Source organism: Verrucomicrobium sp. 3C (assembly GCF_000379365.1).
Classification (GTDB): Bacteria; Verrucomicrobiota; Verrucomicrobiia; order Methylacidiphilales; family Methylacidiphilaceae; genus Methylacidimicrobium.
In genome coordinates, this window is the sequence record NZ_KB901875.1 from 645,637 (window position 1) to 659,214 (window position 13,578).

Sequence of the window (13,578 nt, forward strand, 5' to 3'; positions counted from 1 at the left end):
GCCCGACGAGCTTGCCCCAGGCAGGCCGCCTACAGGGAGCCACGCTCCCCCTTGCGGAATCCTTCCCTCACAGGGCAGAGCGTGGCGACGAAACGGCTCATCCGGTCATAGTGGGAACCGCGCCAGTAGATCTTTCCGCACTCCAAGCACCGGACAAACCGTTCGAAGACCCGGGCGACTCTCGGCGGGAGCTCTTCCCTGATTTCCCGCTTATCCGCCAGATGGAGAAGTCCGTTACAAAGAAGGCAGCGGGTAAACGGGGCGATCCGTTCGAAGAGATCGAAGCGGAGAAGCACCTCGCGGAGCTGCCTCCTGGTCTCCGTCTGCCGCAGCCAATAGCCGTGGATGACGGAGGCGCGCATGAGCAGGCCGACATTGCGCGTGAGCAGGATCCTCCCTTCGGCCGAGGAGATTCTGACGAGGTCCGCGTCTCCCCTGTCATTCCGATAGAGGCAGTCGAATCCCAGGAGGCGCAGGTAGCGGGCGAGTTTGCCCAGATGGACGTCGAGGACGAAGCGGGATCCCGGAATGGGCTGAGGGCGGAGGGAGGAGAACGGGGCGATATCGAGCGAGGTGAACTTAGGGTAGACTGCGATCCGGTCCCCCTCCCGGGGGAGATAGGAGAAGTCGACCGGCCCGCCATTGACGAGCACGAGGTCGACTTCGGAATGGGGGATCCCTTGCGACTCGATGAGATCCTTGACCGATGCCTCGCCAGAGAAGGGATGGGTTAAAGACCGCTGCCTCTTCCTGCTCGGTACGAAGTCGTTGAGCTCCGCGTAGAACCGAAACTCGATCCGCTTCACGTCCTCCCACAGCTCCAAAGCCGCACCGGGAGGGGGGACCGTCGAATGGCTCCAATCCGGTGGAGGACATTCGGGCGTGAGCGGGGCTTCGAGAGCGCATTCTGCCCTGACGGGACGCTCTCCTGGAGCCTAGGGGATTCGAACCCCTGACCTCCTCAATGCCATTGAGGCGCTCTACCAACTGAGCTAAGACCCCGGCTAAGATCCCCATCCCTGCCACCGTTCACGCCACCTGTCAAGGGAAAGCCCGACTGCCGAGGAGCGCCGACGCTCGCCCTTTCCTCAGCGATCGGAAGCGGAAGGCTTGCCGGCCTTTCCCAACAGCGAGAGCTCTTCTCGGGCCTCCGGATCCCCCTGCCGGGCCGCTTTTTCGAGCCAGGCCTCGGCCTCTCCCAGGTTAGCGTTGACCCCCTCTCCGGATCGGTAGAGGCGCCCAAGCTCGCGTTCCGAAACGGTATCTCCCATCTCTGCCGCCTTCCGATACCAGTGCGCCGCTTCCGCAGGATCTCGTGGGATTCCCTTCCCCTCCTCGTAGAGGTACGCCAAGTGCCGGGCCGCAGGAGGATAGCCATGGTCGGCCGCCTTCCGATACCATTCCGCCGCCAACTTGGCATCCTGCGGCACTCCCTGTCCGCTTTCGTAGGCAGCCCCTAAGTTGTCTTGCGCCTTGAGCTCCCCCTGCTCGGCCGCCTTTTGCCACCAGGAAACGGCTCGCGCTGGATCCCGCGTGACGCCCTTCCCTTCGGCATAGAGCACCGCAAGATCCGACTGCGCAAAGGGATCGCCTGCCTCTGCGGCCTTTTGGAGCCAGAAGGCCGCTTGCGCATAATCCTGGGGCACGCCCTCGCCCTTGACGTAGGCGATGCCCAAGCGGAACTGGGAGGGACCATACCCCTGCTCGGCCGCCTTCCGATACCAGGAAGTCGCCGCGGCTGGATCGGACTCTACTCCCCGGCCCTTGACATAGAGGCGCGCCAAGCTGTGCTGCGCCTCCAGCTGTCCCGCTTCCGCCGCCTTCCGATACCAACGGGCCGCCTGCTCATCGTTCTGCTTCACGCCAAGACCATGCGCAAAAAGGACGCCGAGGCTCCATTCACCCAAAGGGTCGCCATGCTCGGCCGACCGTCTGCTCCACTCAAATGCCTGACGGAAATCACGCTCGACGCCTTGGCCGATCGTGTATAAGAGCCCGAGGGCGGCTTCGGCGGACGCCGACCCATTCCGGGCAGCTTTTCTGTACCATTCGACGGCCTTTTTTGGATCCGGCTTCACCCCCAGGCCCTCCAGATAGGCCGCGCCCAATCGATATTGGGCGTCCGCCTCCCCGCGCTGGGCCGCTCGCTCCATCCTTTGCCAGACTTCGGTGGTGATCTCCCGGTCTGTCGTCGGAGCTCGGGCGGATGCCTGGACCGCATCGGCGCAGGAGAGCACGCAGGCAGAGCCAGTGACCAAAAGGGCGAGAAGCCTTCGGAGCGTCAAAGGCCGCGACAACAGGTTCATTGGGATGGAGGAAGGTTCCGAAACGGAAAAGGGGGCCAGCTCACCGCTCGGTCGAGAGCGCTTCCCGAATTCGCAGACTGCTATGGCGAAGCAGCTTTTCGGTCGTCTCCCAGGAGATGCAGGGGTCCGTTATGGAGAGCCCGTAGCGAAGCTGCGTGAGATCTCCGGGAATCTTCTGGCTTCCTTCGAAGAGGTTGCTTTCGAGCATCGCTCCAAGAATCGCTCCGGTGCCGCGCACCCGCTGCTCGAGAATGCTTCCCAGAACGGCTCCCTGAACTGCCGGCCGTTTCGCTGAGTTTGCATGGCTGCAATCGACGATGAGCCGCTTGGGCAGCCCCACTTTGAGAAGTCGAATGCACGCTTCCTGGATGCTCTCCGGGTCATAGTTGCTCCGTTTGTGCCCCCCTCGCAGGACCAGGTGACCCCAAGGGTTCCCGCAGGTCCGGATGACGCTCGTGAAGCCTTCCTGGTCGATCCCGACAAAGCTGTGGGGCTGGAGTGCGGCACCCAGGGCGTCGACGGCGATCTGCAGAGAGCCATCGGTCCCGTTCTTGAAGCCGACGGGCATGGAGAGTCCGCTCGCCATCTCCCGATGGAGCTGGGATTCCGTGGTGCGAGCTCCGATCGCCGCCCAACTGACCAAGTCATCGATGTACTGGGGCGTAATCGAATCGAGGAATTCACTTGCTGTCGGAATTCCTAATTCGTTGATTTGAAGGAGGAGCTTCCTCGCCAGCCGCAGCCCTTCCTGGATGTCGCAGGAGCCGTCGAGAAAGGGATCATTGATGAGTCCCTTCCAGCCGATCATCGTCCTCGGTTTCTCAAAATAGGACCTCATCACCAGGAAGAGCTCTCCTCGTAACTCGTCCTGTAAGCCCCGGAGGAGCCGGGCATAGTCCAACGCAGCTACCGGATCGTGGATCGAGCAAGGACCGACAATCACCAGAAAACGCCTGTCCTCCCCCGACAAAATTCGCTGAATGACAGCTCGGCTCTCATAGACGGTCTGGTTCGCCACGTCGGTCAAGGGAAGGTCCTGCTTCAGGGCGCGCGGGGCCACCAGACGCTCGACGGAGCGGACACGCAGATCCCGTAAAGGCAGCATGATTGTCGAGAGCCTACTTGCCGATCGGCGAAAAAGCAACCGCTTCTCCGGGCCCGGCGCCGGGCGATGGCAGTGCCGAGGGCAAATCCGCGCAGCGCGCAATCCTGTCCAAGGCTCTTCGATGTGGAGTTGGGAGGGGCAGAGCCGGCAGATCCTCCCGAGAGACCCATCTTCCCTCGCCGCTCTCTTTTTCTCGCCAGTCGGCCCGGAACACCACGAGATCGACTCGGTATCGGGTAATCGAGTAGGAGAGCCGACAAACTTCTCCCAGATTGCTCATCCGGCCTGACTCGAACATCGGCAACCGCCAAAATCCACGGTATCGCCCGTTTTGCGAAGGCTCCAGCCAAATCCGGCCGTCCCGAACAATCAGGGCAGCGGACTCCTCGCAACGAGTTGGGGAGCCCTTCCGCGTCGAAGAGGCCCGCCCGCCCCGACTCCGGCAGAGGTCTGACACGGGGCAGCGTGGGCAGTCGGCCTTTCGCGGCATGCAGACGGTGCGGCCGATTTCCATCAGGGCCGAATTGTGCGCCGCGCAATGCCGGGAAGAGGGCAGAAGCAGTTTCGCAATCTCCCAGAGGCGAGTGGTAGGAGTCTCCTCCGGCAAGGCAAAGAGACGATGAAAGAGGCGGCGGACATTTCCATCGACCAGAGGCGCCCTCTTCCCAAAGGCGAGGCTGGCGATGGCACCCGCCGTGTACCGGCCCACTCCCGGAAGTCGTTCGAGATCCTCGACCCGCGAAGGAAGCCGTCCTCCATGCTCCGCCACCAAAAGACGGGCAATTCGGTGCAGATTTCTTGCCCGGGCATAGTAGCCGAGCCCTTCCCAGGAGCGGAGCACCTCCTCTTCCGAAGCTTTCGCCAAGGCAGACAAATCCGGGAATCGCTCCATCCAGCGGTCGTAGTAAGCAACGACCGCCGCGACGCGGGTCTGCTGCAACATGAACTCGGATACGAGAACCGAATAGGGGTTCGATTCCCGCCGCCACGGGAGATCCGCAGCAAGCTCGCGGTACCAGGCTAGCAGCCGCGTCGTCAACTCTTGACGAAATTTCCTCTGGATCCTCATTGGGTTGCGCTAAGCTCTCCCCATGCACTTCCTTCTGAGGCGGTTGCTCTGCCGATCCAAGGACTTTTTCTCTCCGGGAAGCGCCTCGGTCGGCCGCGGCTCCTCCCCGATCGCCCCTCCTACGCCCCGACCCTCCACTTTTTCCTTCTCCCTGCTGCCCGTGCAGATCGAGGCGCTCCGGGAGCGCCTCCGGCAAAAGGGATTCGAGATGAGGGCGCTCGAGCACGGCTTGTTCGAAGGCCGCGGGCCATCGGTCATCGTCCGCGCCTACCGGAGCAGGAAGGTTCTGATCCAAGGGAGTGGTGCCGCAGACTTCGTGGAAATGTTTCTGGAGCCGGAGATCCTGCGGGAAGCGCGAATGGGTTACGAAGAAGCCTTGGATCCAGCAGAGTGCCTTCCGCACGCCGGCTCGGACGAGTGCGGAAAGGGAGACTTTTTCGGGCCTCTGATCGTCGCGGCGACGTATGTCGATCCGGAAATCGCGCCCGTCCTTCGCCAACTCGGAGTGCGGGATAGCAAGGAAGTGAAGAGCGATCTGCGCGCCATTCGTCTAAGCGAGGAGATCCGCAAAGCCGTCCGCGGCCTCTACTCGGTAGTCGTGCTGGGACCCGCCAAGTACAATGAACTCTATTGCCGTTTCGGCAACCTCAACCGGCTGCTAGCCTGGGCTCATGCCACCGCACTTGCCGAGCTCCTGCGCAAGATCCCCTCCTGCCCGCGAGCACTGGTTGATCAGTTCGCCAAAACCCCTGTTCTCGAGCGGGCGCTTGAGCGGCAGGGGCTTTCTCTCCCCGTCGAGCAAAGGCCGCGAGCGGAATCCGATATCGCCGTCGCTGCCGCCTCGCTTCTGGCCCGAGGAGAGTTCCTCCGCCGGCTCGCCCTTCTCGGCAAGGAAGCCGGAATGACTCTGCCCAAGGGGGCATCGTCTCCCGTCCTGAAAGCAGCGCGGGAAATGGTACGCCGCCAGGGTTCCGAGAGACTCCGCACTCTGGTCAAGGTGCACTTTCGCACCTTTGCCCAAGCGGCGGGAGAGGTCGGCCTCCCTCTCTCGCAGCCGGAAGTTGCCGGAGGTTCGACCGCCACATCTGCCACGCCCTCCTCTTGCGCCCCTCCGTCCCGCGGATATGATGGAGTAGACGAGGTTAAAACATAAAACCTGCACGCATCACAAAGTTCGTGCCCGAGGTGCCGCGAACGGACCTGGATGCGAGGCGGGGCGCAGGTTTCCCCCCGAAGCTGTAGGATGACATGCTGCGAGGAGGGAAAACCAAGGCCCACGAAGCAGACAGGTCCATTTCGCAAGCCGCAGGAGAACGCTTAGGAAGAAAACCCTCGCAAGAGACTTGACAATATGGACGCCGATTTGCTTGCTCGCTCTCGTGGGAGGTCGGAGGTAAGAGTGTTTTGCGTCTTAACCCGCCTGTCTCACAAAGTTCGTGCCCGAGGTGCCGCGAATGGACCTGGAGGCCAGGCAGGGCGCAGGTTTCCCCCCCGAAGCTGTAGGACGACAGATTGCGAGGAGGGAAAACCAAGGCCCAACGAAGCAGACAGGTCCATTTCGCAAGCCGCAGGAGAACGCTTGGGAGACAGGCAGATTAATGTGAAGCTCAGGAAAGACGTGTTTCACGTGCGAAGCGTGACGCTCGTGCAATCAGCCTGGTCCCCGAGCAAGCGCCGCGGGAGATAGGAATATGGGTATGTTGCGCCTTATGGAAGGGCATGCGCCGATCAAGCGACCCTGGAAAGAGGGAGGACTGCTCCTAGCTGTCGCGCTCCTGGGCGTCGCGCTCGGATTGGGGATTCGTGAGTTTTTCCTGCCCTCTCCCAAGCCCGTGCCTCCACCGACCGCCACCTCGGAGCCTCTTATTCCCCGCGCCATCCCGATACCGCACGCCTTGGAGTCGCACCCGACCGCCGGTGGACTGCTGCAAGAGCTCAATCGGGAGTACGTGGACGTGCTCTCGCGGATTCTCCCCAGCGTTGTGAATATCTTCACCGCGCGACCCGTCAGCGCCGACTCCGGAGAGGCGGTCCCCTCTACGGACGGGGACAGCCGTAACTCGCGACGTACACCAATGGACGAAGAAACCTCCCTGGGATCCGGAGTCATTCTCAACCCGCAGGGGTACATCTTGACAAACGCCCATCTGGTCAAGAACGCTCGCGAAATCCGGGTGCAGCTCTTCGACGGGCGCCGTTATCAGGCCAAGCTCCTCGGACTGGACGAGCCGGCCGATATCGCCGTGCTCAAGGTGGAAGCCAAGGGGCTTGTACCGGCCCTTTGGGGGGACTCTGACCGGCTCGAGGTGGGCGAGCAGGTTTTCGCCGTCGGCAACCCGTTTGGCCTCAGCGGCTCGGTGAGCCGCGGCATCGTGAGCGCCAAAGGCCGCAATCCGAATCTTTCCTCCTCCGGCTTTGAGAACTACATCCAAACCGACGCCGCCATCAACCCAGGCAATTCTGGCGGAGCCCTGATTAACGCGGAAGGGTTCCTCGTGGGGATCAACACGGCCATTTATTCGCGCAGCGGCGGCTCGAATGGCATCGGCTTCGCGATCCCGAGCAAGCTGGCTCGCTTTGTCTACGAGAGCCTCGTCGCCCGCGGGAAAGTCGTTCGCGGATTCCTCGGCGTTGAGGCCCAAGAGGTGGATGAAGACATGCAGCAGGCCTTCAACTTGCCGGACACCTCCGGAGCGCTCGTGACGCGGGTTGAGCCAGGCTCCCCGGCGGCAAAGGCGGGGATCCGGCGCGGAGACGTGATCGTCCGGTATCACGGGATGAATGTGCGCGATCCTGCGGAACTGCGGCTCTACGTTTCCGAAACATCCGCGTCCGCCCAAATCCCCATCATCTTTTATCGAGACGGACGGTCTCTCACGGCGGAAGCCCAAATTACGGAGCAGCCGGAACAAGGCGGCCGCACCGAGGAAGGCTCTCGGTGGCAAGCGGTCCGAACCGGGAAGCTCGACAACGCGTTTACCGGCCTGCAGATTGTCAGCCTCGACGAGGGGCTGCGTGCCCAGCTGGGGCTTCAGCCCCGTGCCGCCGGCGTCTATATCGTCGATGTCGAGGAAGGAGCGCCATCTCTTGATCTCCTTCAACCCGGAGACGTAATCGAGGAGATCCGGCTGGTGGGCAAGCCCTCGGAGAAGGTCCGCAACATCGGAGATCTCCTCCGGGTCGCCACAGAGGAGCATGGCAAGGTGCCGGTTCTTTTCTATATCCGCCGAAACGGTGCGCAGACTTTTGTCCTGGTGCGGCCGTAAAATGCTTTGTTCGCGTGAACAAGAACGGAATAGGCTCTTTTTTTCATAAAATGGAATTTACGACCGAATCGAGATTCGGCAGACTTTAAGTTATGGCATACTGGCCCGCAGATGGCCGGGGAGAGCCGGTTTTTCACTTGCAGAATCGGCCGGTCTACCTCACCGACATCTTTATTGCATTTCACTGTCTTTCGTTTGTGGTCGGAGTCTTATCGGTTGCGACCTACCGGCTTGCCTGGTTCCAAGAGCTGTCTTTTAGCCCACAGGCTGTGCTTTCCCAGGGTAAGATCTGGCAGATCTTTACCTATGCATGGGTTCATTCCCCCTCCCTCTGGTTTGCCCTTTGGATGCTGATGTTCTTCTGGTTCGGGCGCGAAGTCGAGTTCGCCCTTGGGCCGCGGAAGTATCTGTTTCTCTACTTTTCGCTAATACTCGCACCGGCCATTTGCGCGGTTCTCTTCAGCCTGATCGATTCGAGCGGAGGCACTTATTATGGTCCAGATGAGGCTCACATGGCGATCTTCGTTGCCTTTGCCGCATTATCGCCCGGTGCCGAGCTCCTCTTCGGCATCACGGCGAAGTGGTATGCCATCGTCCTGTTGGCCCTCTATGTCCTCATCGACATCTCGGCCCACGCTTGGACACCCCTGCTCATGCTCAGCGTCGCTTCCGGCATCGCCTACCTCTCTGTTCGCATGCCCGATGTCTCCGGGATGAGATTCTGGGGCCGAGAGTGGACAACGCGGACTCGCCCCGTCACTTCCGCTCCGACTAGGCAGAAGGGCACGAAAGCGACGGGCGAATCGATCGATTCGATTCTCGATAAGATCTCCCGAAGCGGCATCGCGAGCCTCTCCAAGGCAGAACGGGAAGCTCTCGAGCGAGCGCGCAAAGCTCTCCTCCGGAAGGAGCAGCAGAAATAGCGCGAGCCTCCCTGCCTGTCTCACCAAGTTCGTGCCCCAGGCGTAGCGGATCATCCCATGGCGCGCCGCTCAAGGCGCGGTTTCAAGAAAAAGAACGTCGCTTTGCGCTTGCGGATTGGCTCCGCTCAGGGAAGAGTTCGCTGTCATTCGATGACAAAGGTGCTTGTGATCGACATTGGAGGCCGCAACGTAAAGCTGTTGGCCACCGGGGAAACGCAGCCTCGAAAGATCCCTTCGGGGCCCGCTTTCACCCCGCAAGACTTGGTCGCGCGTCTTCCTGAGGTCGTGGCCGGATGGTCTTTCGAGGCGATTTCGATCGGCTATCCTGGACCGGTCTCTGGAGGGAAGCCCGCCGCGGAGCCGCGCAACCTAGGTTCCGGTTGGCTCGAATTCGACTTTGCGCAAGCCTTCGGGTCCCCGGTCAAGCTGGTGAATGATGCCGCAATGCAAGCCTGGGGCTGCTACGCCGGGGGGCGGATGTTCTTCCTTGGCCTAGGGACGGGCGTAGGAACCTCCCTGATCGTCGATGGCCTTCTCCATCCTTTGGAAGCGAGCCATCTCCCCTACAAGAAGGGGTTGACCTACGAGGAGATCCTGGGTGATGCGGGTCTTGCCCGTTTGGGCAAAAAGCGGTGGCGCGCGGAAGTCCGATGCGTCGTCAATCTCTTCCGGGAAGCCTTTCAAGTGGATTACCTCGTGATCGGCGGCGGCAACCGCAAGCACCTCAAGTCTTTCCCGCCCTTCGTCCGCCTGGGAGACAACTCGTTCGCCTTTCTCGGAGGATTCCGCCTTTGGGAGAAAGCCGGGTATGGATTGGAATCGCCTGCGGCCCCAATTCCCGCTTCCGTCGCGGGAGAGCCCCCCTGCGGAACTCTCTCCCCGGAAGATCCTGCTTCCTCCTCGGCATAGAGCTCTCGACGCACTCTCGCCCAAAACCGCCATGCGCCTGCAGCGGAGATGATGGTTCTTTTTCTCGACTTGGATGCCTTCTTCGCCGCAGTCGAGCTTTTGCGCCGCCCTACCCTACAGAACAAGCCCGTGATCGTTGCGGTCGGCCATCCGGGAGGACGAGGGGTCGTTTCGACGGCCAGCTATCCCGCCCGCCGCTTTGGGATTCGTAGCGGCATGCCGCTGCGACGCGCCATCGCGCTCTGCCCGCATCTCGTCGTTCTCCCCGCCCGTCATCACCTCTACTCGGCCTATTCCGAAAAGGTGCGAGGCCTGCTGCAAGCCCTTTTCGGAAAAGTGGAAGCTCTCTCGATCGACGAAGCCTGCGCCGAACTGCCGGACGGCATAGATCCGAACATGGTCGCCCGATCGGTCCAGGATCAGGTGGCGCGCGATCTCGCTCTTTCCTGCACGGTGGCCGTCGCCCCGAACAAGCTCGTCGCCAAGGTCGCCTGCGATACGGTGAAGCCGCACGGAACGATCGTGGTCCCCCACGGCGCGGAGGAGGCGTTCCTTGCCCCGCTTCCGGTGGAAAAGCTTCCCGGCGTCGGCCCAAGAACCCATGCGCGCCTGCGGGAGATGGGCGTCCGGAAGATCGGCGAGTTGGCCGCTCAGCCTCGGGAGATGCTGGCGCGGGAATTCGGGAAGCATGGCGCTTACCTCTGGGAGTCCGCCCACGGCATCGATACGACACCCGTTGAGCCGGAGTGGGAGCCCAAGTCGATCAGCCACGAGACCACCTTCGAACGGGATCTCGCCGATTTCGCTCTCTTCCGCCAGATCCTGGATCAGTTTGGCCGTGAGATGGCCGAAGAGCTTCAAGCGAAGAGCCTCCTGGCCAAGACCGTCACGGTGAAGCTCCGCTACGGCAACTTCGAAACGCTCTCCCGCCAGATTACGTTGCCCGTCGCAACAGCCGACCCGAAGGAGATTGCCGAGTGCGCCATCCGCCTGCTCCAGGCGGCGTGGCAGGAGCAGAGACCGCTCCGGCTTCTCGGCTTGGCCATGCACGGGCTGGTTCATCCCTGGCCAAAAGGAGCTTCCGTCTCCCGGGAACTCTGGCAGCGGTGAGCGGAGAAAGGAGCTGCAACGGTTGTAAAGTTTCCTTGCCGACGATAGACTGAATCTTAACCTGCATGTCTCACAAGCGTGCTCCGAAACCTTGTTGCTTCCCTCGAACGCGCCGGCTCTCCATCGGCTCCAGGGTCCGATGAACCCCAGGGATTGAGGGACGGGAGAACTCTCGGAAGGGACGATGGAGGGGTGGCCGGCATGACCAGAGAGGATGCAACTCGAAGACACGGCCAGTTGGCCGAGCAGATTCGAAAGCACGACTACGCCTACTACGTAGAAGCCAAGCCGCTCATCTCCGATGCGGAATACGACGCGCTCTACGACGAACTCCGCGACCTGGAACGTCGCTATCCGGATCTAGTCACCACGGACTCGCCGACTCAACGAGTCGGAGGAACTCCGCTGCCAGGATTTTCGCCGGTCACCCACCGGGTTCCCATGCGGAGCCTTGACAACACTTATTCCGTCGCAGAGCTCTTCGCCTTTGTCGATCGTGTCGAGCGCACGCTGGCCAGGGAAACACCCAGTTACGTCGTCGAGCCGAAGATCGACGGGGTTTCGATCAGCGTGGTCTATCGAAAGGGCATCTTTGTTCAAGGGGCCACCCGCGGCGACGGAGAGACCGGAGACGAGATCACCGCCAATCTCCGGACAATCCGCGCTCTCCCCCTTCGCTTGGCGCTCCGGCATCCACCCGAACTCCTCGAAGTGCGTGGGGAAGCCTATCTTCCCACGAAGGTCTTCGAGGATCTCAACAAGGAACGAGAGGCTCGGGGGGAGCCGCTTTTTGCCAATCCAAGAAACGCCACCGCTGGCTCGTTGAAGCAGCTCGATCCCAGAATCGTGGCGCAACGACCTCTATCGGTGATCTTCTACGGAGCGGGCGAGTTCGAGGGTGTCGCCTGCGAATCTCAGGAGCGCTGGCTTCACCTCTTGGCCGAGGCTGGCTTGCCCTCGCCCTCCCGCTACTGGCTCTGCCGAGACAAGGAAGATTTGGCGCATGCCATTGCGGCTCTCGATACTTTCCGCAAGGGATTGCCCTATGCTACGGATGGAGCCGTCGTGAAGGTGAACGAATGGCGGTTTTACGAACTCTTAGGATCAACGGCAAAGGCGCCTCGCTGGGCGATTGCGTACAAATATGGCGCGGAGCGCGCGCGGACGCGCCTCCTCCGCGTCGTCTTCCAGATCGGGAGAACCGGCGTGATCACCCCGGTCGCCGAAATGGAGCCCGTCTTTCTAGCCGGATCCACGGTGAGCCGCGCCACCCTCCACAATTTCGACGAGATCAAACGAAAAGGGGTCAGGATCGGGGACTGGATCTACATCGAAAAGGCAGGGGAAGTCATTCCAGCGGTCATCGAGGTCGACCGGTCGGCTCGGACGGGTCAGGAGAAGGAAATCGAAGCCCCGGAGGAGTGTCCCGCATGCGGCACCCCCCTCCGATGGGATGGACTTTTTCTCCGCTGCCCGAATCCCCAGTGTCCCGGCCAGCTCAAGGGCTTGATCCGCCACTTCGCCCGTCGTCACGCCATGGACATCGAGGGGTTGGGCGAATCCCTCATCCACCAGTTGGTGGACGCGGGCCTGATCCGGGACGTGGCCGACCTCTACCATCTCACGCTCGCCGATCTGCTTCCGCTCGAACGAATGGGAGAGAAGTCGGGGGCGAATCTCCTCTCGGCGATCGAAGGAAGCAAGGACCGAGGTTTGGCGCGGCTGCTCTTCGGTCTGGGGATTCTCCACGTCGGCGAAACGGCAGCGGAGGCGCTAGCGTCCCGCTTTGGAACGATCGAGCGCCTTCAGAACGCTACGCCGGAGGAGATCGAGAGAACCTCGGGCGTCGGCCCGATCATTGGCCAAAGCGTTGCCGACTATTTCGGGGAGGCTTTCAACCGCCAGCGCATCGATCGGCTCCGGCAAGCGGGCGTGAAGATGGAAGCGAAGCGCCCGACGGGCCAGAAAAGGATCCTACAAGGAAAGACCTTCGTGATCACCGGAACTCTTTCCCAGCCCAGGGAAGAGATCGCGGAGAGAATTCGCCAGGCGGGAGGAAAGCTCACGGAAAGCGTCTCCCGGAAGACGAGTTTTCTAGTGGTGGGAAGTGAGCCCGGCTCCAAGCTCATGCAAGCCAGGAGGCTTGGGGTGCCGGAGATTTCGGAAGGCGATATGGAAAGGCTTCTGGAGGGACAAATCCATGGCGACGAGGCGCCCTAACTCGACAGGCATCCGACGATTCGTCCGCCGAATCCCGATCGCCTGTCTCTGGACTTGCCTTTCTCTCCATCTCGCCTGGAATGGAAGGCTCCTGGCACAGGAAGAGACGCCGGAGGTCATTCGTCAGCAGGACGAGGAGGAGGCCAGGCGTAAGGTCCTCCGGGCCTCGGACACGCTCGATCAGATCGAGGGCACGGTCGAGGGACACACCCGCGAACTTCAGCGCCTGCAGCAGGAGCTTTCTCAATTGAAAGAGGAGCTTCGGAACCTCCACGGAGTCCTTTCCCAGACGGCCGCTTCGTCTCCTCCCTCAACGGTGGAGCCCAAAAAGGGGACATCCGATGGACAACCAACCCATGCCCACCCGCCGGACCCCGGGCCCGCACACGACGCCCCGCGCACGAAAGTCGTGAGCGGCTACTATTATAAAGTCCAAGCCGGCGACACCGTCTCCGCCATCGCCGAGGCCTATCGGCAAAGCGGGGTTCCGGTGACCGCCGAACAGATCCGCGCGGCCAACGGTCTCTCTCGGCGGGAAAGCCTCCATCCAGGCCAAAAGATCTTTGTCCCGAAGGGAGCTGGCAAAAAGAAGCGCACTTCGAGCACTCCGCCCGCTCCTGCCTCCCCCTGACCGAAAATCGCCGCGCAAGCCCCTGGCTTTAGCCATGGG

At 61.8% G+C, this 13,578-nt stretch carries 11 protein-coding genes and 1 tRNA gene; 7 read left to right on the forward strand and 5 right to left on the reverse strand.

Features of this window, described 5'->3' with window-relative positions; genetic code table 11:
• Positions 1-29: 29 nt before the first annotated feature.
• From A37A_RS15650 to A37A_RS15660, 5 genes are all read right to left on the reverse strand, one after another.
• The gene (locus A37A_RS15650) at positions 30-806 is read right to left on the reverse strand and encodes a Mut7-C RNAse domain-containing protein (protein WP_051076270.1); all 777 of its coding nucleotides are present in this window, start codon (positions 804-806) and stop codon (positions 30-32) included.
• A gap of 123 nt (positions 807-929) precedes the next feature.
• A tRNA-Ala gene (locus tag A37A_RS0103820) sits at positions 930-1,002 on the reverse strand.
• Between the two features lie 86 nt (positions 1,003-1,088).
• Positions 1,089-2,306 carry a tetratricopeptide repeat protein gene (locus A37A_RS15655; RefSeq protein WP_018290208.1) on the reverse strand — a complete coding sequence of 406 codons (1,218 nt, stop codon included), beginning with the start codon at positions 2,304-2,306 and terminating at the stop codon, positions 1,089-1,091.
• 40 nt (positions 2,307-2,346) lie between these two features.
• Complete coding sequence (locus A37A_RS0103830; RefSeq protein ID WP_018290209.1) at positions 2,347-3,411, reverse strand: 3-deoxy-7-phosphoheptulonate synthase; 1,065 nt, start codon at positions 3,409-3,411, stop codon at positions 2,347-2,349.
• Positions 3,412-3,424: 13 nt separating this feature from the next.
• The gene (locus tag A37A_RS15660; RefSeq protein ID WP_018290210.1) at positions 3,425-4,480 is read right to left on the reverse strand and encodes an A/G-specific adenine glycosylase; all 1,056 of its coding nucleotides are present in this window, start codon (positions 4,478-4,480) and stop codon (positions 3,425-3,427) included.
• A gap of 22 nt (positions 4,481-4,502) precedes the next feature.
• On the opposite strand from A37A_RS15660, the gene rnhC reads away from it, so the two are divergent.
• The 7 genes from rnhC (at position 4,503) to A37A_RS0103870 (ending at position 13,539) form a co-directional block, all read left to right on the forward strand.
• Positions 4,503-5,633 (forward strand): ribonuclease HIII, encoded by a 1,131-nt coding sequence (gene rnhC, locus A37A_RS15665; protein ID WP_018290211.1) that lies wholly within the window; start codon positions 4,503-4,505, stop codon positions 5,631-5,633.
• A gap of 556 nt (positions 5,634-6,189) precedes the next feature.
• Entirely contained in the window at positions 6,190-7,746 is a 1,557-nt protein-coding gene (locus A37A_RS0103845; RefSeq protein WP_018290212.1) for a trypsin-like peptidase domain-containing protein, read from the forward strand.
• 137 nt (positions 7,747-7,883) lie between these two features.
• Positions 7,884-8,669: a rhomboid family intramembrane serine protease gene (locus tag A37A_RS0103850; protein ID WP_231363751.1), complete on the forward strand. Its 786-nt coding sequence runs from the start codon at positions 7,884-7,886 to the stop codon at positions 8,667-8,669.
• A gap of 150 nt (positions 8,670-8,819) precedes the next feature.
• Positions 8,820-9,578: an ROK family protein gene (locus tag A37A_RS15670; protein WP_020493978.1), complete on the forward strand. Its 759-nt coding sequence runs from the start codon at positions 8,820-8,822 to the stop codon at positions 9,576-9,578.
• Positions 9,579-9,626: 48 nt separating this feature from the next.
• Positions 9,627-10,688 (forward strand): DNA polymerase IV, encoded by a 1,062-nt coding sequence (gene dinB / locus A37A_RS15675; protein WP_018290215.1) that lies wholly within the window; start codon positions 9,627-9,629, stop codon positions 10,686-10,688.
• Positions 10,689-10,889: 201 nt separating this feature from the next.
• Positions 10,890-12,908 carry an NAD-dependent DNA ligase LigA gene (gene ligA, locus A37A_RS0103865; protein WP_020493979.1) on the forward strand — a complete coding sequence of 673 codons (2,019 nt, stop codon included), beginning with the start codon at positions 10,890-10,892 and terminating at the stop codon, positions 12,906-12,908.
• Positions 12,889-13,539: a LysM domain-containing protein gene (locus A37A_RS0103870; protein ID WP_018290217.1), complete on the forward strand. Its 651-nt coding sequence runs from the start codon at positions 12,889-12,891 to the stop codon at positions 13,537-13,539. The genes ligA and A37A_RS0103870 overlap by 20 nt, the downstream gene beginning before the upstream one ends.
• The last annotated feature ends 39 nt before the right edge of the window (positions 13,540-13,578 follow it).

Bases quoted from the DNA above. Each gene is read 5' to 3' on its own strand.
- dinB (WP_018290215.1), top strand. From the start codon at position 9,627: ATGATGGTTCTTTTTCTCGACTTGGATGCCTTCTTCGCCGCAGTCGAG.
- ligA (WP_020493979.1), top strand. From the start codon at position 10,890: ATGACCAGAGAGGATGCAACTCGAAGACACGGCCAGTTGGCCGAGCAG.
- A37A_RS0103845 (WP_018290212.1), top strand. From the start codon at position 6,190: ATGGAAGGGCATGCGCCGATCAAGCGACCCTGGAAAGAGGGAGGACTG.
- A37A_RS15670 (WP_020493978.1), top strand. From the start codon at position 8,820: ATGACAAAGGTGCTTGTGATCGACATTGGAGGCCGCAACGTAAAGCTG.
- A37A_RS0103870 (WP_018290217.1), top strand. From the start codon at position 12,889: ATGGCGACGAGGCGCCCTAACTCGACAGGCATCCGACGATTCGTCCGC.
- A37A_RS0103830 (WP_018290209.1), bottom strand. From the start codon at position 3,411: ATGCTGCCTTTACGGGATCTGCGTGTCCGCTCCGTCGAGCGTCTGGTG.
- A37A_RS15660 (WP_018290210.1), bottom strand. From the start codon at position 4,480: ATGAGGATCCAGAGGAAATTTCGTCAAGAGTTGACGACGCGGCTGCTA.
- rnhC (WP_018290211.1), top strand. From the start codon at position 4,503: ATGCACTTCCTTCTGAGGCGGTTGCTCTGCCGATCCAAGGACTTTTTC.
- A37A_RS15655 (WP_018290208.1), bottom strand. From the start codon at position 2,306: ATGAACCTGTTGTCGCGGCCTTTGACGCTCCGAAGGCTTCTCGCCCTT.